This window comes from Pseudoduganella sp. HUAS MS19, assembly GCF_053615455.1.
Genome location: NZ_CM132133.1, coordinates 4,630,789 through 4,650,188 on the forward strand (window position 1 = coordinate 4,630,789; position 19,400 = coordinate 4,650,188).

The 19,400-nt window shown below is 63.2% G+C and carries 27 protein-coding genes; 6 read left to right on the forward strand and 21 right to left on the reverse strand.

The features are described from left to right. Nucleotides 1-5 precede the first annotated feature (5 nt). A complete protein-coding gene (locus tag ACWBU6_RS21045) occupies nt 6-224 on the forward strand; it encodes a DUF3820 family protein (RefSeq protein WP_090436981.1) in 219 nt (72 codons plus the stop codon). Between the two features lie 7 nt (nt 225-231). Here ACWBU6_RS21045 and ACWBU6_RS21050 read toward each other — a convergent pair whose 3' ends face one another. The 4 genes from ACWBU6_RS21050 to ACWBU6_RS21065 all read right to left on the reverse strand — a co-directional run bounded on the left by ACWBU6_RS21050 (nt 232) and on the right by ACWBU6_RS21065 (nt 2,129). Then, entirely contained in the window at nt 232-780 is a 549-nt protein-coding gene (locus ACWBU6_RS21050; protein ID WP_452645323.1) for a pilus assembly FimT family protein, read from the reverse strand. Between the two features lie 112 nt (nt 781-892). Beyond that, nucleotides 893-1,306 carry a PPC domain-containing DNA-binding protein gene (locus tag ACWBU6_RS21055; protein WP_452645324.1) on the reverse strand — a complete coding sequence of 138 codons (414 nt, stop codon included), beginning with the start codon at nt 1,304-1,306 and terminating at the stop codon, nt 893-895. Beyond that, on the reverse strand, nt 1,306-1,686 hold the full coding sequence (locus ACWBU6_RS21060) for a glutaredoxin domain-containing protein (RefSeq protein WP_452645325.1): 381 nt from the start codon (nt 1,684-1,686) through the stop codon (nt 1,306-1,308). The genes ACWBU6_RS21055 and ACWBU6_RS21060 overlap by 1 nt, the downstream gene beginning before the upstream one ends. Then, the gene (locus tag ACWBU6_RS21065; RefSeq protein WP_452645326.1) at nt 1,683-2,129 is read right to left on the reverse strand and encodes a DUF1810 domain-containing protein; all 447 of its coding nucleotides are present in this window, start codon (nt 2,127-2,129) and stop codon (nt 1,683-1,685) included. Before ACWBU6_RS21065 ends, ACWBU6_RS21060 begins: the two co-directional genes overlap by 4 nt. 109 nt (nt 2,130-2,238) lie before the next feature. Between ACWBU6_RS21065 and ACWBU6_RS21070 the strand changes: the two genes are divergently transcribed. Beyond that, nucleotides 2,239-2,607, forward strand: a complete 369-nt coding sequence (locus tag ACWBU6_RS21070; RefSeq protein WP_452645327.1) for a KGG domain-containing protein — start codon at nt 2,239-2,241, stop codon at nt 2,605-2,607. Here the strand turns inward: ACWBU6_RS21070 and ACWBU6_RS21075 are convergent, their stop codons facing one another. From ACWBU6_RS21075 to ACWBU6_RS21095, 5 genes are all read right to left on the reverse strand, one after another. After that, a complete protein-coding gene (locus tag ACWBU6_RS21075) occupies nt 2,608-3,519 on the reverse strand; it encodes a DMT family transporter (protein ID WP_452645328.1) in 912 nt (303 codons plus the stop codon). Next, nucleotides 3,516-4,055 (reverse strand): glutathione binding-like protein, encoded by a 540-nt coding sequence (locus ACWBU6_RS21080; RefSeq protein WP_452645329.1) that lies wholly within the window; start codon nt 4,053-4,055, stop codon nt 3,516-3,518. Before ACWBU6_RS21080 ends, ACWBU6_RS21075 begins: the two co-directional genes overlap by 4 nt. A gap of 76 nt (nt 4,056-4,131) precedes the next feature. Beyond that, complete coding sequence (locus ACWBU6_RS21085) at nt 4,132-4,491, reverse strand: EAL domain-containing protein (RefSeq protein ID WP_452649592.1); 360 nt, start codon at nt 4,489-4,491, stop codon at nt 4,132-4,134. Next, nucleotides 4,431-5,285: a diguanylate cyclase domain-containing protein gene (locus ACWBU6_RS21090; protein WP_452645330.1), complete on the reverse strand. Its 855-nt coding sequence runs from the start codon at nt 5,283-5,285 to the stop codon at nt 4,431-4,433. The genes ACWBU6_RS21085 and ACWBU6_RS21090 overlap by 61 nt, the downstream gene beginning before the upstream one ends. A 260-nt stretch (nt 5,286-5,545) precedes the next feature. Then, complete coding sequence (locus tag ACWBU6_RS21095) at nt 5,546-6,478, reverse strand: LysR substrate-binding domain-containing protein (protein ID WP_452645331.1); 933 nt, start codon at nt 6,476-6,478, stop codon at nt 5,546-5,548. 105 nt (nt 6,479-6,583) lie between these two features. Between ACWBU6_RS21095 and ACWBU6_RS21100 the strand changes: the two genes are divergently transcribed. The 4 genes from ACWBU6_RS21100 to ACWBU6_RS21115 all read left to right on the forward strand — a co-directional run bounded on the left by ACWBU6_RS21100 (nt 6,584) and on the right by ACWBU6_RS21115 (nt 10,357). Further along, nucleotides 6,584-7,282 carry a pirin family protein gene (locus ACWBU6_RS21100; RefSeq protein ID WP_452645332.1) on the forward strand — a complete coding sequence of 233 codons (699 nt, stop codon included), beginning with the start codon at nt 6,584-6,586 and terminating at the stop codon, nt 7,280-7,282. Nucleotides 7,283-7,380: 98 nt separating this feature from the next. Continuing rightward, a complete protein-coding gene (gene ribA, locus ACWBU6_RS21105; RefSeq protein WP_452645333.1) occupies nt 7,381-8,034 on the forward strand; it encodes a GTP cyclohydrolase II in 654 nt (217 codons plus the stop codon). Between the two features lie 32 nt (nt 8,035-8,066). Further along, on the forward strand, nt 8,067-9,383 hold the full coding sequence (locus ACWBU6_RS21110) for a S1 family peptidase (protein ID WP_452645334.1): 1,317 nt from the start codon (nt 8,067-8,069) through the stop codon (nt 9,381-9,383). Then, nucleotides 9,380-10,357: an FHA domain-containing protein gene (locus ACWBU6_RS21115; protein WP_452645335.1), complete on the forward strand. Its 978-nt coding sequence runs from the start codon at nt 9,380-9,382 to the stop codon at nt 10,355-10,357. Before ACWBU6_RS21110 ends, ACWBU6_RS21115 begins: the two co-directional genes overlap by 4 nt. Here ACWBU6_RS21115 and ACWBU6_RS21120 read toward each other — a convergent pair whose 3' ends face one another. The 12 genes from ACWBU6_RS21120 to ACWBU6_RS21175 form a co-directional block, all read right to left on the reverse strand. Continuing rightward, nucleotides 10,358-10,768: a VOC family protein gene (locus ACWBU6_RS21120; protein ID WP_452645336.1), complete on the reverse strand. Its 411-nt coding sequence runs from the start codon at nt 10,766-10,768 to the stop codon at nt 10,358-10,360. 17 nt (nt 10,769-10,785) lie between these two features. After that, entirely contained in the window at nt 10,786-11,673 is an 888-nt protein-coding gene (locus ACWBU6_RS21125; protein WP_452645337.1) for a hypothetical protein, read from the reverse strand. A 9-nt stretch (nt 11,674-11,682) separates the two neighbouring features. Then, entirely contained in the window at nt 11,683-11,985 is a 303-nt protein-coding gene (locus ACWBU6_RS21130; RefSeq protein ID WP_452645338.1) for a hypothetical protein, read from the reverse strand. A gap of 111 nt (nt 11,986-12,096) precedes the next feature. Continuing rightward, on the reverse strand, nt 12,097-12,381 hold the full coding sequence (locus tag ACWBU6_RS21135) for a hypothetical protein (RefSeq protein ID WP_452645339.1): 285 nt from the start codon (nt 12,379-12,381) through the stop codon (nt 12,097-12,099). A 125-nt stretch (nt 12,382-12,506) separates the two neighbouring features. Then, entirely contained in the window at nt 12,507-13,430 is a 924-nt protein-coding gene (locus tag ACWBU6_RS21140; protein ID WP_452645340.1) for a cupin-like domain-containing protein, read from the reverse strand. A 4-nt stretch (nt 13,431-13,434) separates the two neighbouring features. Beyond that, on the reverse strand, nt 13,435-13,932 hold the full coding sequence (ispF, locus tag ACWBU6_RS21145) for a 2-C-methyl-D-erythritol 2,4-cyclodiphosphate synthase (RefSeq protein ID WP_452645341.1): 498 nt from the start codon (nt 13,930-13,932) through the stop codon (nt 13,435-13,437). Next, complete coding sequence (ispD, locus tag ACWBU6_RS21150) at nt 13,929-14,612, reverse strand: 2-C-methyl-D-erythritol 4-phosphate cytidylyltransferase (RefSeq protein WP_452645342.1); 684 nt, start codon at nt 14,610-14,612, stop codon at nt 13,929-13,931. Before ispD ends, ispF begins: the two co-directional genes overlap by 4 nt. Next, a complete protein-coding gene (locus ACWBU6_RS21155; protein WP_452645343.1) occupies nt 14,609-15,316 on the reverse strand; it encodes a hypothetical protein in 708 nt (235 codons plus the stop codon). The genes ispD and ACWBU6_RS21155 overlap by 4 nt, the downstream gene beginning before the upstream one ends. Before the next feature lie 4 nt (nt 15,317-15,320). Beyond that, entirely contained in the window at nt 15,321-15,878 is a 558-nt protein-coding gene (locus tag ACWBU6_RS21160) for an NUDIX domain-containing protein (RefSeq protein ID WP_452645344.1), read from the reverse strand. A gap of 186 nt (nt 15,879-16,064) precedes the next feature. Next, nucleotides 16,065-16,370 carry a DUF2818 family protein gene (locus ACWBU6_RS21165; RefSeq protein WP_452645345.1) on the reverse strand — a complete coding sequence of 102 codons (306 nt, stop codon included), beginning with the start codon at nt 16,368-16,370 and terminating at the stop codon, nt 16,065-16,067. A 3-nt stretch (nt 16,371-16,373) separates the two neighbouring features. Beyond that, a complete protein-coding gene (gene nuoN, locus ACWBU6_RS21170) occupies nt 16,374-17,858 on the reverse strand; it encodes an NADH-quinone oxidoreductase subunit NuoN (protein ID WP_452645346.1) in 1,485 nt (494 codons plus the stop codon). A 22-nt stretch (nt 17,859-17,880) separates the two neighbouring features. Further along, nucleotides 17,881-19,392 (reverse strand): NADH-quinone oxidoreductase subunit M, encoded by a 1,512-nt coding sequence (locus tag ACWBU6_RS21175; protein WP_452645347.1) that lies wholly within the window; start codon nt 19,390-19,392, stop codon nt 17,881-17,883. Between the last annotated feature and the right edge of the window lie 8 nt (nt 19,393-19,400).

Consider the following 19,400-nt stretch of genomic DNA (forward strand, 5'->3'; position numbering starts at 1 on the left):
GAAAAATGAACCCGGAATACCTGGCAATGCTGGTGGCGCGCGATATGCCCTATGGGAAGTACAAGGGCCGCAAGCTGGCCGACCTGCCAGGCCATTACCTGGGCTGGATGGCGCGCGAAGGCTTCCCGAAAGGGGAGCTGGGCGCGCTGCTGGCCTTGATGTACGAGATCGACCACAACAACCTGCGCGCCCTGCTTGATCCCTTGCGCGCACGCAGGAATTGAGCCGGCTTCAGCAGCCGCTGGTATTGGCCTTGACCTGCGGGGCTCCGCTGCCGTTATAGGTATATTGGACCGAGCATTGCATCGGCGTCGGCGCGCCTTCGATACGCCAGCCGGCATCGCCGCCCGGAATCTGGCTGTTGCCGTAGCCGTAGAACGTATAGTCGCCGGACGGGACTGCGCTCGGCGACAGATAGCAGCCGCCGCCCGGGACTTTCGAACCTTGCAGCGCCAGCCCGATGCCGTCGCACCAGCGGTCCGGATAGCCGCTCCAGACCCGCATCGACGTCGTGCCGTCGATGTTGACGAAGGTAATATTGGCGATATTGCTGGCCGTGCCCTCGCCCCGGACCGCCGTCAGCGAGCGCACCAGGCCGATGGAAGTCTTGACCGAACCGGCCAGGGATTCGATCGACGCCGTGCGCGCCGACGAGCCGAAATTGATCATCCTCGGGAGTGCCACGGCAGCCAGAATCCCGAGAATGACCATAACTACGATTAATTCGACGAGCGTAAAGCCTTTGGCCGGGGCTTTCAGCGCTTGGGACTGGCGGTACATGGAAAAATCATCCTGAATGAGGTCGCTGGAGTATACCTGCGTTTTTGCGCTAGTGCATGATTAGATAATCACTTGATAACAAAAATCGCCAATCCGCAACGCTGGCGCCCCGTCAGCCGCCCGCCTGGCCCGGCGTGTGCCGGATCGCCAGCTCGGCAAAGCCGGTAAGCGGATCGTGCTCGCGCGAGAACTGGTACGCCGGCAGCAGCACCAGCAGCAACTCGGCCGTGGTGCGCACGATGCAACCGTGGCCAACATGGCCGCCAAGAACCCGGCCGCGCGCATCGGACAACATCATGTGCAGGTGGGCGCCGTCCGGCGCCACCGTGCCTGCCACGGTCAGGATCTCCAGCTCGCCCAGCAACTCCGTCGGCTGTGCCAGCCCGGCGTAGCGGACCTGCGCCACCGACAGGCTGCCGATGCCCTGCACCAGGTAAGCGGCCGCAGCGCCCGTATCACGCAGCGCCTGTTCGACAACGCCGCGCAGGTCATCGCCCGGATTCAGGCGCAAAGGCAGCGCCTCCATCAACCCTGCAGGCGCGGTGCGACCAGCGCAGTGAATTCACCCTTTTCGATCAGGCGTTCCAGGTCGTTGAAGCCGCCGATCAGCACGCCGTCGATGAAAATCATCGGGAAGGTCGGCCAGCCGGTCCACATTTTCAGCGCTGTGCGGCGGCGCCATTGGCTGAAATAGCTGCCGTATTCGAGGTAGGCGTATTTGGTGCCTTGCGCATCGAGCAGGCGGCAGGTTTTTTTCGGGAACGGGTTCTGGCGCATGCCGACAACCACCACGCGGTTGGCCGCAATGGCCGCCTGCACTTCCGCCACGATATCGGCGTGGTTCTTTGCCACGCGTTCGCGGATGGCGGGATGCAGGTGGGCGTCGTCGAGGATGGTACGGGTCATTGTTTTTCTTCCTTGTGCAGTAGGTCCAGCGTGGCCTGGTCGGGCACGCCGCCAAAATATTTGTCGAGGCAATCGCGGAACAGCGCTTCATCCGGCGCGGCCTGCGCGAACAGCGTCATCGATGAATGGAATTTCATATTGTCAGGCGACCCGAAGATACCATGGACAGTGGCACCCTGGACAGCCCGCACCAGCGCGCTGCATTCGCGCAGCCGCGCGCCAAGCAGCGGGTGCGCCAGGTAGGCGCGCGCTTCGGCCAGCCCGCTGATCGCATAGCGCTGCGCCATCGCGCTGGAACCGAGGCCGGCGATTTGCGGAAAGATGAACCACATCCAGTGGCTACGCTTGCGTCCAGCCGACAGTTCCTCAACCACCTGACGGTAGCAGCTTTCCTGCGCAGCGGTAAAGCGCGCCAGCCGGTGCATGGCCTGCCTCGAAAACATTCCTTTTCAATGAGCCATTGTCCTACAAAGTCTGGTAGCGTGTTCTGATTAATTGGCGCCCCGGCCTCTCCTACCATGACGACTCCTCGAACCGAAATGGGAGATGATCATGGCATCCAGTAATCAAGACAATCGCGGCGGCTCCAAACAGTCGGGCAACCAGGGCGGCAATCGCCAGAGCGGCGACACCAGCAACCGTGGCTTCGCCTCAATGGACCCGGAACGCCAGCGTGAGATCGCCAGTGAAGGCGGTAAGGCGGCCCATGCGTCCGGCAATGCACACGAGTTCACCTCGGAAGAAGCACGCAAGGCCGGCAGCATGAGCCACAAGAATGACGGCAACCGCCAGTCCGGTTCGTCCGAATCGGGCAGCCGTCAAAGCGGCAGCGGCGGCAGCGGTGGCGGCACGCGAGGCGGCACCCCTGAACAGCACGCCGAAGCCGGCCGCCAGAGCCATAAAAATGATGACAAGCGCTAACTAAGCACGCCTGGTCACGAACGGAACCGTCCACCGCGACGGTTCAACAAGCCCGGTGGTCAGCGCGCAACCCGCGAGGATCACCAGGCAGCTCAAACCCATCTGCAACGAGAACGTCTCCCCCAGGAACAGGCAGCCCCACAGCACGCCAAAGGCCGGGATCAGGAACAGCGCACTCATCGCCTTGCCCGCGCCCAGCCGCGCAATCAATCCAAAGAACAGCACATATGCGAAGGTCGTGCACAGCGCCGCCAGCGCCAGCACCGCGCCCCAGGCTTTGGCCGAAGGCGGCGCGGCAGGCCACAGCGCCAGCGCCGGGCCGATCAGGAGCGCGGCAGCGACCATCTGGCTGCCCGTTGCCACCGCCAGGGGCGGCGCTTCGGCCAGGTAGCGCTTGCTGAAATTGCCCGAAATCCCGTACAGCAGCGTCGCCGCCAGGCAGGCCAGCGCGGCCAGCACCGTGCGCAGCATATCGTGCTGCGGCAGGACGTGCAGCTTGCCCGCCACCAGCAGCAGCACGCCGCCAAAGCCCAGCGAAAGCCCGGCCATGCGCGTGAGGGTCAAGCGCTCGCCCAGCCAGATGGCGCCGATCAGGGCCGCAAACAAGGGCGTGGTCGCGCTCAGGATCGACGACAGCCCGGCCGGAATCGTCAGCGCGGCGAAATTGAACAGCAGGAAAGGCAGCGCCGCGTTGGTCACGCCGACAAAGCCGATGCCGCGCCAATGCCTGCGCATCGCCGCCAGCTGGCTGCGCCACAACAGCAGCGGCAACAACAGCAGCGCCGCCGCCACCGCCCGCACCGCGCCCATGGCCGCCGCGCCGAACTCCGGCGCCGCGACCCGGATGAACAGATAGGACGCCCCCCAGAGCGCCGCTACCGACAGCATGCTTGCCGCGTCGGCGCGCCTCATGGCAGCACCCCGGCCAGCGCTTCGCTTCCGGCTGGGGTCGCCGCGCGGTCCGGCGCACCATAGGCGCGCTGCGTCGCGGGCCGCTGGCTGACCGCGTGGAACCAGCGCGCCAAGTGCGGGTAGGCGGCCAGCCGCGCGCCGCGCGCGCTGACCCAGGGGAAACAGGCGATGTCAGCCACCGAGTATTGCTCGCCGCACAGGTAGGCCTGTCCAGCAAGCTGCTGGTCGAGTGCGCCAAACAGGCCGGCCGTTTCACGGTCGCGGCATTCGAAGTTTTTCTGCCAGAACAGCCACTGCCGCGCTTGCGCCTTGGCCCGCATCGCGGCCGGCAGGCCGAAGCCCGACTTCTCGGCCAGGTAGAGCAGCATGGCGCCCGATTCCTGCAACGGCAGCGGCTGGCCGGCATCCATTGGCCAATGGTCGACAACCGCCAGCGCCGTGGCCTTGGGCATACGCTGGAACGGCAGACCGGTCTCTTCCAGGAACATCAGCAATTGCTGCCCTTGGGGTGTCGCGACGTAATAGAAGTCCAGCATGGCAATCCCTTTCGAAGTTGGCAGGGATAGTGTGCCCGGCAACCTGGCTCTAACAAAGGTCCAGGAATGCCGGATTCTATAGAGCCAGCGTTGCCCGCCGGCCAGTCACGGCCAGGCGTTTGCCTTCACCCAGCATGCGTTCGAAGTCGGCAACCCCGACTGGCTGGCTGAACAGATAACCCTGGAGCTGGTCGCAGCCCAGCTCGCGCAGGAAGCTCATCTGTTCGATGGTTTCCACGCCCTCGGCCACGATTTCCTGCCGCAATTGCTGGGCCATGGTCACGATGGCGCGCGCGATCGCGCAGTCGTTCTCCTCGAACGGCAGGCCGACCACAAAGGCGCGGTCGATCTTCAGCGTGCTGATCGGAAATTTCTTCAGGTAGGCCAGGCTCGAGTAACCGGTGCCGAAATCATCCAGCGCCAGCGACAAGCGCATCGCCACCAGTTCGTTCCGACGTGCGCGCTCAGTTGCAGGCTGTGGAGGCCCACCGTCAACGGTGCTTCGAGTGCGGCAATCAGTTTCTGCGCCACGATCGCTGCATGCTCGCGCTTTTCGATCTGCGGCAGCGCCGCCGCAAACTTGCCGCCATCGAGCCGGGCCAGGATATCCTCATCGCGCAGGACCATGCGAAAGATCCGGCCTGCTTCAAGCAGCACGGAATTGCTTACCTCATGCCCCAGCGTGTCGCCGATTGCCCCGAGGCGATTGATTTCGATCACCAACAGCGCGCCATGTTCCTGCTTGCGGCGCGCTTCCGTCATGGCCTGGCCCAGCAAGCGCAGCAACAGGCCCTGGTTCGGCAGGCCGGTCAGGGCATCGTAATTGGCCAGGCGCTGCATGCGCTCTTCGGTATCCTGGTGCACGCCGATGTCGGAGAACAGCGTGAAGGTATGGCTGATTGGGCCGTCTTCGCCGCGCACGGCGCCAACGGTGGCCGCTTGCGGGAACAGTTCGCCGTTCTTGCGCCGCGCCAGGAACTCCCCCCGCTGCTGGCCCAGCGCCTCGCTTGCGCTGTAGCCGAACAACTGCTCGGCGCCTTCGCTCCAGCCGGACAGGTAGCCGGCATAATTGAGCATCAGCTCTGCGCCCGGCAGCGGCGCCACGCACGCCGGCTGCATGCCCCACAATGCCGCCTCCAGTTCGGCCAGCGTGGCGGCCTGCGCCTCGCCCTGCTGGCCACGGGCTAACCGGCTCAGGGCCAGGCAGTGCGCGATGCGCTCCTGATCCATGCTCGCCTGCTGCGCCGGTGACGTTGTGCGTCCACAGGCTGGCTTCCACCGCCAGGCGGTACGCGGGCGCCTGCAGCGGCCAGGCGGGCGCGCCACGGCCGCAGGGCAAGGAGCCACCCGGCTTGCCCTGCCGGCCGGCCAGAAGCTTCAGAAATACAGGAGTTGCAGGGTTGGACATGCGCGCCGCCGAAGGGGACCAAATCCCATGGTCTCTGAATTAGTTGGCTGGAGTCAACATGAAAGCCCTGTGCTCAATAACTTTATTGATCAGGCGCAACACGCGGCAGGTGGGCACACAGGCGTTCGAACAAGCGCGGTTCGGCCATCCGCTGTTGCCACCAGTGCAAGGCCGCGCCGGATTCGCCGCTGCGCCAGGCCAGGTAGAAGGTTTCGTCCGGCTTCGGCTCTTCCACCTCTTTTTCCACCAGCAGGCCGGCCGCGATCGCATCGCGCGCACAGCGCTCGGGAAGGAAGCCAAAGCCCAGGCCCGCCAGCTGGTAATCGAATTTGGCCTGCATGGTCGGCACGGTCAAGCTGTCCTGCCCCAGCACCAGGCCCACCGTACGCGGCGCCAGCAGGCGCGCCGAATCGGCCGTGGCAATGGCGCGATGGCGCTGCAAATCGTTGCGCCCGAGGCGCCCCGGCACCTGCGCCAGCGGATGATGCGGCGCGACCGCAAACACCCATTTCAACTGGCCGATCGGCTGCGACACATAGCCGCCGCCGGCCGGGCCGTCGCCCGGCGCACCGACCACGATGTCGACGCGCCGGTCAAGCAAGGCTTCCCAGCTGCCGCCCAGCGTTTCCTGCACCAGGCGCAGGCGGGTTTGCTGTGTCACTTCGTAAAAAGCGCGCACATCCTGCGCCAGCACGGCGGCGCCGAACATGGAATCGATGCCGAGCGCCAGTTCCGTTTCCCAGCCCGAGGCTACGCGCCGCACGCGCTGCTCCAGGTCGCCGGCCGCTTTCAGCAGGTAGCGCCCTTCCTTCAGCAGTTCACGCCCGGCCGGCGTCAATTCGACGCGCGGCCCGAAGCGCTCGAACACCTGGACGCCAAGCTCCTCTTCCAGCTTGCCTACCGTGTAGGAAATCGTTGAAGGCACACGGTACAGCTCCCGCGCGGCGGCGGCAAAGGAGCCGCCGCGGTCGATGGCGTCCACAATCTGCAGGGCTTCAAGGCTTAATCTGAGCATTCGATTTTTTCGATGATAGGCAGGTAAATTATTCGCTTTTTAACACGATTATCGGCATTTATACTGTGAAACATCTGATCGAAATTATCGCACAAGGAGCTAATCATGTTGCAAGTTCGCAAATCCGAAGACCGCGGCGTCGCCAATTTTGGCTGGCTGGATTCCCGCCACAGCTTTTCCTTCGGCCACTACTACGACCCGAAGCACGTTGGTTTCGGCCCGCTGCTGGTGATTAACGAGGACAAGGTGTCGCCGGGCCAGGGCTTTGGCACCCACGGCCACCGCGACATGGAGATCATCTCCTATGTGCTGAGCGGCGCCCTGGAACACAAGGACAGCATGGGCAATGGCTCGGTCCTGCACTACGGCGACGTGCAACGCATGACGGCAGGGACCGGCGTGCGGCACTCCGAATACAACCACTCGGACACTGAAGGCGTGCACTTCCTGCAGATCTGGATCCAGCCTTCTCAGGGCGGCATCGAGCCAGGCTACGAGGAAAAGCACTTCACGCCGGAGAGCAAAACCGGTGCACTGCGCCTGGTCGCCTCGCCGGACGGCCGTGATGGGTCGGTGCTGGTGCACCAGGATGCCTTGATCTACGCCTCTATCCTGAATGGCGGCGCAGGTGCGGTGCATGCGCTGGGGGCCGGGCGCCAGGCATATGTCCACGTCATCCGCGGCACGCTGAGCGTCAACGGCGCAGAGCTGAAAGGTGGCGATGCTGCCAAGATTACTGGCGAAGCGTCGGTGACGCTGTCCGGCGCCGATAATGTTGAAGTTTTGCTGTTTGACCTGCCTTAATCCGGTAAACCTGGGTCTGCCCCGCAGGGCCTGACCCAGGTTTACCGGGTTTTTGTTATGATTGCAGGGTTACACAATACAAAGATTGAAAGAGCATCATGCAGCCCGTAGCAGAACAACCGGTAAAAGAAGACCTGGACTACGTCACCTCGTGCGCCCTGCCGACGCCGTGGGCCCAGTTCACGCTGCATGCTTTCGTCGAACACGCCACCGGCAAGGAGCACCTGGCCATGGTCCTGGGCGATATCGGCAATGGCGAGCCGGTGCTGGCCCGCGTCCACTCCGAATGCCTGACCGGCGACGTGCTGTTCTCCCAGCGCTGCGACTGCGGCGCCCAGCTGGAAGGCGCGCTGAAACGCATCGCCGAAGAAGGCCGCGGGGTGCTGCTGTACCTGCGCCAGGAAGGGCGCGGCATTGGCCTGATCAACAAGATGCGCGCCTACCGGCTGCAAGAGCAAGGCGCCGACACCGTGCAAGCCAACGAACAACTGGGCTTCAAGCCAGACCAGCGCAACTACGCCCTGGTGGAACCGATGCTCAGGCAGTTCGGCGTGAAGAGCCTGAAGCTGATGACCAACAACCCGCGCAAGATCGCGGCCATGGGCGCCCTCGGCGTCAATGTTGCCGAGCGGGTGCCGCTGCTGGTCAACCGCAACGCCTTCAACCAGCACTACCTGAATACCAAGGCGCTCAAGCTGGGTCACATGATGACCCCGGTCACACCGCCAGCCGCTGAAGACGGCGAGCTGTAATCCCGCCCCGCGTCCCCGAGTCGAAAGATTAGATGAAATTCACTAAACTGGCTTTATTACTGACTTTGACTTGGGGCTGCGCAGCAGCCAATGCCCAGCAGGCTACGGCCCCCGCCCCCGACGCAATCGCCCTGCCCACGCCTTCGAGCACCGCGCAAAAACTCTATTCTGCCGCCAAGGCCGACCTGCTGCAGGTCCGCTCGCTGCTGAAAACCGGCCGCACCCAATCCTCGGTCGGTTCCGGCTTCCTGGTCGGCACGTCCAACCTGGTGCTCACCAACTACCACGTCGTTTCGCAGTTCGCGCTCGACCCGGACACCTACACCGGCGAATGGGTCGACACTGCCGGCCAGCGCGGGAATATCGAACTGCTGGCGGTGGACGTGCTGCACGACCTGGCCGTGGTCCGCGTCAACCGTTACGGCACCGGCTATTTCAAGCTGGGCGACAAGCCCGTCGCGCTGACGCAGGGCCAATACCTGTACTCGCTGGGCAATCCGCTCGACCTGGGCTTTGCCATCTCCGAAGGTTCGTTCAACGGCGTGATTGCGCGCAGCTTCTACGAACAACTGATGTTCACCGGCCCGATCAACGCCGGCATGAGCGGCGGCCCGAGCGTGACAGTCGATGGCGCGGTGGCTGGTGTCAACGTCTCCAAGCGCCTGGACGGCGAGCTGGTATCTTTCCTGGTGCCAGCGCGCTACGCGCAGGAGCTGCTGAAAAAAGTCGATCCGGAAGCCAAGCCGCCAAAGGACTTCACCGCCATCGTTGCCCAGCAACTGCTGGCGCATCAGAAGGCCATGGTCGACCAGCTGCTGGCCAAGCCACTGAGCGCCAAGGCCATGGGCCCGTATTCGGTGCCGGTGCGCGAGTCGGAACAGATGCGCTGCTGGGGGCGCTCCAACGACCGCGATTCGTTCTCGGTGGAAGTCACCAACTGTCAAATGGAATCCTCGCTGTTCGTCTCCGGCTCGCTGCAGACCGGCCAGGTGCAGATCCAGCACCAGTACATGAAGAGCACCGGCCTGGATGAAATGCGCTTCGCCGTACTGTCCAGCAACTCCTTCAAGAACGAGAACTTCGGCAGCCACAAGGACAAGCGCTTGACGGGCCCGATGTGCACCGAACAGTTCGTCAAGAACAGTACCTTGCCGATGCGCGCCGTGATGTGCGTACGCGCCTACCGCAAGTTCGAAGGCCTGTACGACTTCGCCCTGCTGACATCCAGCACCGACGAGGGCAAGATGAACCTGCAGAGCCGGCTCGATGCGCGCGGCGTATCGTACGAGAACGGCCTGCGTGCCTCGCGCGCCTTCCTCGAATCGCTGGCGCGCGGGGGCAAGAAATGAACGGCCCGTTCTTCATCGAGACCCTGGCGCGCAATGGCGACGTGCTGCACCGCCACCGCGTCGACAAGCTGCCGATCACCATCGGCCGCGGTTACAACAACGATTTCATCCTCGACGATGCGCATACCGCACCCACCCACGCGGTAGTGGAGCTGGCCGAAGACGGCGCGCTTGTCATGCGCGACCTGGGCAGCCAGAACGGCATCGTAGTGCACGGCAAGCGCCAGGCCTCGGTGCCGATCAATGGCACCACCGTGGTCCGCCTCGGCCACACCCGCCTGCGCGTGCGCGATGCGGCATTCCCGGTCGAGGCCGAGGTCACCGACACCACCATGCACGCATGGGAAGGCGGCGTGCCGGCGCTGGCCGGCATGGCGCTGATCGCAATGTTCGTCGGCGTCACGGAAGCGCTGTCCGATACCGGCGCCTTTCAGGCCATCCGCTACCTGCTGGTGATCGTCACCGGCATTGGCGCCGGCATGGTGTGGAGCGGTGTCTGGGCGCTGGCCAACCGCCTGTTCGGCGGCCATGCACGCCTTGGGCGCCACCTGTTCATCCTCGGCAGCGGCCTGGTGGCAATTGGCGCCTGGAAGGCCCTGAGCAGCGTGCTGGCGTACGCCTGGTCGGCGGAGGTCTTCACGCGCTACGGCAACCATGTGGTGATGCTGATCCTGGTGGCGATGATCTACAACCACCTGCGCACCGTCAAGCCGCATAAGCCGCGCGCCTTCATCTCGTCCTGCGCGGTGTTCCTGGCCCTGGGCTCGGGCCTGATCCTGATGCGCAATTACGAGAATGCCGGCCGCCTGCGCGATGAGCTGTACATGTCGGTGATCCTGCCGCCGGAAGTACGCCGCAGCAAGGACCACAGCGTGGATGAATTCATGAGCGATGCGGCCGAGCTGAAAGCAGCGGCCGACGAAGCGCGCAAGTCCTCGAAGCTTAAGAAAGACGACGAGGACGACGACGAGTAATCAGTTCGCGTAAGGGGCGCCGCGCAGTTCGACGGTGTTGCCCTCGGGATCGTTGACATAGATCGACGGCCCTTCGCCTTCCGCGCCATAACGCGGCTCGGACGGGCCGTTCGCCACGTCATGCGCGCTCAAATGGGCACGGATCGCCGCCTCGTCAAACGGCTCGACGCGGAAGCAGAAATGGTCGACATTGCGGCCTTCCTTGCCTGGCGCGGCGCCGCCCATTTTCCCCAGCTTCTTATCGATCGGCACCAGGTCCACCAGCGAGCTGCCGGCGCGAAGCTGGATCAGGCCGATCTCATCCTGGCGGCGCTCGATGCTGCAGCCAAGCACCTCGGTATAGAAGCGGATCATGCGGTCGGCATCGACGACGCGCAGCACGATGTGGTCAATTTCGCGAATCTTGATCAACTTGAGTCTCCTTTTGTTTATGCATCGGGAACAGGGTTGCTGCCGGAGACGGGCACGTAACGCCCGCCACGGAATTCGAATTTCATAGACTGGTCGATACGCTGGGCCGGTGCGTTGCCGTCCTTGCCTGCCTTGCTCATCGCGCCGGTGAAGCGCAGCACCAGCGCACCGGGCGTTGCCTCCTTGGCGGCAGGGCCTGCGTTCGGTATGTCCCAACGGCCTTCGATCGCATAGCACTTCCCCGGCGGCACTTTCTCATCGGCGTACGCCGGATCGGCCGGTTGCAAGCCCTGTACGACGCCAGCCAGGCGATCAACGCAGTCGGGGCGCGCATAAACGTTGCCGCCCTTGATCTTCTGCAGCAAGAGCGGCTGCGGCTTGACGCCGTCAGCGCCGATTGCGTACAGCGCGAACAGGTCGACACAATGGCCCTGCCAGCAACTGCCCCAGCTCACGTGCAAGCCTTGCCTTGCCGCTGTCAGCGGAAGCACAGCGACCTGCGCCCGGCCTTCGTAGCCGCGCAAGTCAAACGGCTCCTGGCGCTTCGCCAGCTTCCAGCCGTCCTTACCGGGCTTGAACGTATAAGCAGCAAGGCCGACGGGCGTGCCATGGGCAATCTGCGGCACGCCGCCATCGCCCGCCGGTGTCAGTGTGGCCAGCAGCACGATCCGGTCCGGCGCTACGCGCACCGCCTGGCGCGGAACGACGATGACATTTCGCTTCCGGCCCTGCCGCGCATCCCAGCCGCGCGTCACGGTGCTGGTCGGGATCGACTGCACGCGGCCGCCCTCCTCATCCTTCCACTTTGGGAATGCGATTTGCAGCAATTCGTCAGGCTGGGGATCGGCCGCCTGCGCCAACGCCATCGCAGGCACTGCCAGCAAAGCGGCAAATGAAGGTTTCATCTTGTTCTCCTAGATCCGCAAGCGGCGGCGGTCGTTGAGGAAAGACTCCAGCTGCGCCGGCGACAGCACCTTGACCGGATCGCCGTGAAAGACATACAGGTAGGGTTCCCCGCCCAAGCGGTCCGTCATCTTCGCCAGCACGAGAAAGCAAGTCCCTAGCGGATAGACAGCCGTATCGCGCAATTGCCGCGAGCACTCCACCCGCATCTGCGGACTGAACGCCTGCCCATTCACCGGCCGCACGACCACCCGGCCGTCTTCCTCGACCGACTCAACCGCCACATCGCGGTAATCAAAAGTATCTCTTGCCATCCCGCGATCTTACCTGATCCACCTCGATACCGCCCGCTTCACTCCGCAGGCTGATTGCATATATTCCCATCCGGGAAACCGCAATTGATGGGACTTGCAACACCGGCATGCTCAACCGAATCCCTTCTGCCAAAGGCGCGACCAGAAACCTGCACCAGGCTTCCTGTATTTGAATGGTTCCTTCGTACTGATGGCGGGAGCGACTTCGAGTTGCCCAGCCAACTCGGCGAGATAACTGCGAACCTTGCTGAGCGGATGGTCCGGAAACTGGGCGTCGTACTCGGGCGAGTCGGCGCGATTGCGCATGAACTCGCACTGATGAAGTGGATCGTACGGATCTTCCTGCCATTCTTCAGCTGGCACGTTCAGGGCCGAGAACACTACGGTTTCGCGCATGCTCGGCTCCGATATCGGGCTCTATCCCAAAATGATTGATGGACAGGACATCGCCTGCCGCATTCTTGAAGAACGCCACTGATTCTTCGGATTTGACCAGCTCCCATTGGGACGGCAGCTTCAAGTTATCGGTGCAAAGCATATGGTAAGCCGCGTGCCCAGCGGTTGGAAGAAAGTGAAAACGTCAGCGCGCGAACCTGATGGTACCAGCCTGCGGGAACGTAGAGCATGTCGCCCGGCTGGACGATCACTTCGATCATCGTGGCCCGGCGCGCCAGCGGGTAGCGTTCGAAGTCGGGGGCTTCGGGATCGAACGGGCTGCCGAACAAGACGGGGTTGGCTTCGCGCGCGTAAAGGAATTCGTCGTGGTGCGGCGGCGAGAGGATGATCCGCTTGCTGCCCCATACTTGCGCGAAGATATTGTCGTCAAAGTCGCTGTGCAGCGGCGTGACCGTTCCCGCTGGCCCGATCCAGAAACGCGGTGGGCCCATCTTTTCGAAATACGTCGGCCAGTGGCAAAGGCTATTCAGCTCGCGCAACTCGAGGTTGCCAAGGTATGGCGGCAGCCCTGCGGTCGCCTCGGCGAGGTCGAGGTACTCGCGCATCGTCGTGTCCAGCATCGCGCGGTCAGGCGCGAAGGCTGTGCCGATGTAGTCGCCAACGCGTGCACGCACATGCACCTGGCCGAAACGCTCACGCAACACTTCAGGGCCAAGCGAGCAAATCGGCCAGTGCGCAACTGCGCCCGGAACCAGGAACGGCAGGCCGTCACGGGCGCGGGCACGAAACGCCGTCGCGCTCATCGGTCGAACACGTGGCACGGCGGCGATGGCCGGCAAGGCCCGCGCAGCAGTGCGGATCGCGTCGCGCATTTCCTGCATCGATGATACGCCGCGCATCTCGGCGTCGCGACGCTCGCGCGCTTCAGCTTTGGCGGCTTGTGCGGCGTCATCCGCCGGCACGGTGCGCGAGACTTCGAGCGGCGGCAGGCGCGATGGAGCAGGCGCGGCGCCGGGCGATGGATCGCGCGGCGGCAGGCGGTTCGTCATGGTCTTACGCCCCTTGGCGCAGCACCAGGAGGGCTACAGCTTCAGCGTTGATGCCTTCTTCCCGGCCGAGATAGCCGAGCTTTTCGTTGGTCTTGGCCTTCACGTTCACGTGGCCGGCCGGCACGCCCAGGTCGGCGGCGATGTTCGCTGCCATGGTGGCGATATGCGGCGCCATTTTCGGGCGCTGGGCGATGATCGTGCAATCCACATTGCCGATGTCGTAGCCGGTTGCGCGCACACGCTTGGCCGCCTCGCGCAGCAACACGCGCGAATCGGCGCCGCGGAATTCTTCGGCGGTATCGGGGAAGTGCTTGCCGATATCGCCCAAAGCCGCCGCGCCAAGGATCGCGTCGGTGATGGCGTGCAGCAGCGCATCGGCGTCCGAATGGCCAAGCAGGCCACGTTCGTGGGGAATCTCAACCCCGCCGAGAATCAGCTTGCGGCCTTCAACCAGGCGGTGCGAGTCGTAGCCCTGCCCGATACGGAATGGAAGTTGCGTCATTTCGAATCCTGTCCTAAATACATCTCTGCTATCGCGATATCGGCGGGCAGCGTCACCTTCATATTGCGCGGGTGCCCTTCCACCAGCTTCGGCGAAAAGCCCAGCATCTCGACCGCGCTGGCATCGTCCGTGATCGCATTCGGGTCCGGCGCCAGCGCCAGTGCACGCAGCAGCAACGCATAAGAAAACATCTGCGGCGTCTGCGCCAGCCACAAGCCGTCGCGCGGGATGGTCTGCACCGCGCCCGAGCGCGTGGACTTTACCGTGTCCACCACCGGCAGCGCAAGGAGACCGCCGCCTTCATGGTCACCGACTGCGGCAACCAGCTTTGCAATCAGGGCAGGCGTCAGGCCCGGGCGGGCGGCATCGTGCACCAGCACCATGTCGTCGTCGCCCACATTGGCGCGCATGGCGCGCAGGCCGTTCAGGATGGAATCCATGCGCGTGGCGCCGCCGCAGCGCAGGACCGTCACGCCCAGCTCGGGCGTGATCGAATCGATATAGCCGTCACCGGCGCTCACCACCACATAGGTGTGCGCAATCAGTTCGCTCTGGCGGAATGCGTCCAGCGTATGCTGCAGCATCGGCACGCCGTTGATCGGCAAGTACTGCTTGGGGCTGGCGGCGGCCATGCGCGCGCCGACGCCGGCGGCTGGGATCAATGCGAAGTATCGCTTCATTTTCTGCTACGTGACTTCCTTAAGATGGTTTGTATCTCGCCATTGCATGCCTTGCTCAAGCGGGCATATTCTGCCGGCGAATCGATCAGGGCCTGCTGCACCTCAACCTTGGCCATTTCGGCCTTGATGTAAGGCAGCCAGCCGCTGTCGATCTCGTGCGCCAGTGCCGAACGTGCGGTGCCGGCCGGGGCATACAGCGGCTTGGCCTCGAAACGCCGCGCCAGCGCCGCGCGCACGACTGCTTCGACCTTGACCAGGTGGTCCATATACGCGTTCATGTGCCGCAATTCGTGCGTCAGGATCTCGGCGTAGCCGCATGTCCCGGGCGGGAATTCGTTGCCGACATAAATGCGCACCGGTGCGTACGTCAACTGAACCTTGATCTGCGGCGCCACGCACTCATAGCCGCTGGCCGGATCCATGAGCATCGGCCCATCCAGGCCGATCTGTACACGCGATTCGGTACGGGTCAGTCCCAGCACATAGCCGGTGGCGGGCATCTTTTCGGTCCGCATGGCCGAAAGCTGCTTGTACGATAGCTGGGTGTTGACGGTGTAGCCATTCTGGCGCGCCGACAGCACCGAGACAGTCTTGCTGATCGTGTCTTCGCAGCGGATCTGGAATGGCGTGCGCTGCACCTGCGCCGCCTGCGACTGGTTTGCCGCAAAGGCGCCAACCAGCAGCAGGCTGCACGCGGCGTTCATGGTCTCAGTCCAGCTTCCAGGCGCCGGAGCGCAGCTTGTCGAGCCAGAAGGCGCCGATCACGGTCTTGACGTCAGTGATCTTGCCGCTGCGGACCCAGTCCAGCATTTCGTCGACGCTGGCGGTGATGGTTTCGATGAATTCACCGTCGTCCAGTTTCGCTTCGCCGGCGGACAGGCCGCGCGCCAGGTAGATGTCCAGGTGTTCGTCCGAGTAAGCGATGGCGTTGTGGATGGTGCTGACGAACTGCCAGTCGGTGGCAGTGTAGCCGGTTTCTTCTTCCAGCTCGCGCATGGCGCAGGCCAGCGGATCCTCGCCCGGGTCGATCTTGCCTGCCGGGAGCTCGATGAAGACGCGGTCGTTCGGGTAGCGGTACTGGCGTTCCAGCAGGACCTTGCCGTTGTCGAGCACGGGGATGATGACTACTGCGCCGGGGTGGCGGATGTATTCGCGTTTGGTGTGCTTGCCGTCGGGCAGGCTGACCGTGTCGCGGTGGACTTTCAGGAAGCCGCCGTCGTAGGCGATGCTGCCGTCTATTTTGGTTTCTTTAAGATGCTTGTCCATGTTCGCTTTTTAAAACCGCGGTAAGGCGAGGTCTGACCCGCAGGGTCAGACCCCCAACGGTTTCACGGCTTGGGCATATGGTTTAGGCCTTCGACTTTCTGAGAAGATCAAAGGCGCATAACCGAAACCTAAGACCAGGAGACCGTTCGGGGTCTGCCCCTGTGGGTCAGACCCTGGTTTACCGGTTTATTGGTGATGTTTACGCAGGTAGCGTACCACGAAGCCAGGAAAAGCAAACACCAGGAAGGCAAACGCTGCGACCCAGTAGAACTCCCAGTTCTGTGGAAACGCGGTGCCGATGCGGGATTCGAGCGCGATGCCGATGCCGCCGACGACGACATACAGCACTGCCAGCTCCGCCAGCCGCAGCAAAAATGGCTTGCGCGCGGCTTTCAGCGGAACCAGGGCAAATACCCTCTCGTTCAGAAAAGGCAGGTTGGCGGCCACCACTGCAAGCAGGATGACCAGCCAGGATGATGCATTGACGTCCATCTATCAGGAAGCCAGGGTCTTCTGCATGGCTGCCATGCAGGCATCGAGCAGCGGGCCCGGGATCATGCCCAGCACCACAACGGCCAGGCCGTTCAGTGCCAGCACAATGCCCTTGTCGCTCTTGACGGACAGCGGGGTGCTGTCGGCCGGCTCATCGAACCACATGACTTTCACGATGCGGATGTAGTAGAACGCGCCCACCAGCGAGAACATCACGGCAAACACGGTCAGCCACACTGCGCCGGTCGCCAGCACCGATTGCAGCACCGCGAATTTGGCGGCGAAGCCCATCATCGGCGGCACGCCGGCCAGCGAGAACATCAGCACGGACATCAGCAGGGCGTAGGCCGGGCTGCGCTTGGACAGGCCCTTGAAGTCGTCGATCTCTTCCGCTTCGAAGCCCTGGCGCGCCAACACCATGATCAGGCCGAAGGAACCGACGGTGGTCAGCACGTAGGTGATCGCATAGTACATGGCGGCCGAATAGGCGGCGGCGCCGTTGGCGGTATCGTGGCCCACCACGCCGGCCAACAGGCCGAGCAGCACGAAGCCCATTTGTGCGATGGTGGAGTAAGCCAGCATGCGCTTCAGGTTGCTCTGTGCGATCGCGGTCAGGTTACCGATCGCCAGCGAGGCCACGGCCAGGATCATCAGCATCTGCTGCCAGTCGCCTGCCGCAGGGCGCATGCCTTCCACCAGCAGGCGCACGCAGATGGCGAAGGTCGCCAGTTTCGGCGCACCGCCCAGCAGCAGGGTCACGCCGGTCGGAGCGCCCTGGTAGACGTCCGGCACCCACATGTGGAACGGAACGGCGCCGAGCTTGAAGGCCAGGCCGGCCACCACAAACACCAGCCCGAAGGTCAGGATCGACTTGTCGACGGTGCCGGAGGCAATCTTGGCGGCCACGCCGGTAATGTCCAGCGTGCCGGTCGCACCGTACAGCATCGACATGCCATACAGCAGGAAACCGGAAGCGAGCGCACCCAGGATGAAGTACTTCATCGCAGCTTCGGTTGCGCGGGCGTCGTCGCGGCGCAGGGCCACCAGGGCATACAGCGACAGCGACATCAGTTCCAGGCCCAGGTAGATGGTCAGGAAGTTGTTTGCCGAAATCATCACCATCTGGCCCAGCATGGAGAACAGCGCCAGGACGTAGAACTCGCCGCCCAGGTTGCCGCCCAACATGCCGCGGTCGGTGGAATACTGGCGTGCATACACCAGCGTCATCGCCATGGTCAGGTAGGAGAACAGTTTCAGCAGGTTGCCCATCGGGTCGTTGATGAACATGTTCGAGAACGCGTACACCGTGCTGCCTGCCGTGAAGTCGGCAAAGCTGAAGAAGGCCGCGCCCACCAGGGAGGCTAGCGTCAGCATGTAAGTGATCGCACGTTTGCTCTGGTCCAGGAACATGTCGATCAGCAGGATCGCCGAAGCGGCGATCAGCAGAAAGACTTCTGCGTAGAGCGGGATCAGGTTAGTGGTATTCATGAAAACTTGGTCCTATTTGCAATCAAGGGGCCACGACGGCTGGCAGCTTGCTTTGGGCGGCATGCGCCAGCAGGTCGGCCACGGAAACCTGCATCACGTCCGTGAATGGCGCCGGGTACAGGCCCATCACCAGCACAGCGATCGCCAGGATGCCCAGCATCAGGAACTCGCGGTTGTTAACGTCGGTCAGTTCTTCCACGTGCGGATTGGTGATGGCGCCGAAGATCACGCGCTTGGCCATCCACAGGGAGTAGGCGGCGCCGAAGATCAGGGCGGTAGCGGCCAGGATGCCGGTCACGAAGTTGAACTGCACCGCACCCAGGATCACCATGAATTCGCCCACGAAGCCGGAAGTGGCTGGCAGGCCGCAGTTAGCCATGGAGAACAGGATGAACAGTGCTGCGAACTTTGGCATCTTGTTGACGACGCCGCCGTAGTCGGCGATCTGGCGCGAGTGCATGCGGTCGTACAGCACGCCGATGCACAGGAACATTGCGCCGGAGATGAAGCCGTGCGACACCATCTGCACGATACCGCCCTGCACTGCCATCTCGTTGAACATGAAGAAGCCCAGGGTCACGAAGCCCATGTGCGCGATGGACGAATACGCCACCAGTTTCTTCATGTCTTTCTGCACCAGGGCCACCAGGCCGATGTAGATCACGGCGATCAGGGACAGAACGATGACGAACGGCGCCAGCTTGTGCGATGCGTCAGGCACGATCGGCAGCGAGAATCGCAGGAAGCCGTAAGCACCCAGTTTCAGCATGATGGCGGCCAGCACGGCGGAACCGCCGGTCGGCGCTTCCACGTGGACGTCCGGCAGCCAGGTGTGGACCGGGAACATCGGCACCTTCACGGCAAAGGCCATGAAGAAGGCGAAGAAGATCGCAACCTGCTCACCCATGGTCAGCGGCAGCTTGTGCCAGGCCAGGATATCGAAGCTACCGGATTTGTTGTACAGGTAGATGATGGCCACCAGCGTCAGCAGCGAGCCGAAGAAGGTGTACAGGAAGAACTTGAACGCTGCGTAGATGCGGTTGGCACCACCCCAGACGCCGATGATGATGTACATCGGGATCAGGGTCGCTTCGAAGAAGAAGTAGAACAGCAGGCCGTCCATGGCGGCAAAGACGCCGATCATCAGGCCCGACAGGATCAGGAACGCGCCCATGTACTGCGCCACGCGTTCGGTGATCACTTCCCACGCCGAGATCACCACAATCACCGTAATGAAGGCGGTCAGCGGGATGAACCACATCGACAGGCCGTCGATGCCCAGCGAGTAGAAGATGTTGAAGCGGTCGATCCAGGCCGCTTTTTCCACGAACTGCATGCCGTGGGCCGCTTTGTCGAACTGGGTAATCAGCGGGATGGTGGGCACCAGGGATACCAGGGCGCCCACCAGCGACAGCACGCGTACCATGCCGGCGCGCGTATCGCGGCCGATGGCCAGTACGATCAGGCCGAAGACGATCGGTACCCAGATCGACAGGCTGAGGTAAGGAGGTAGAGTATTAATCGTTGACTGCATTTGTTATC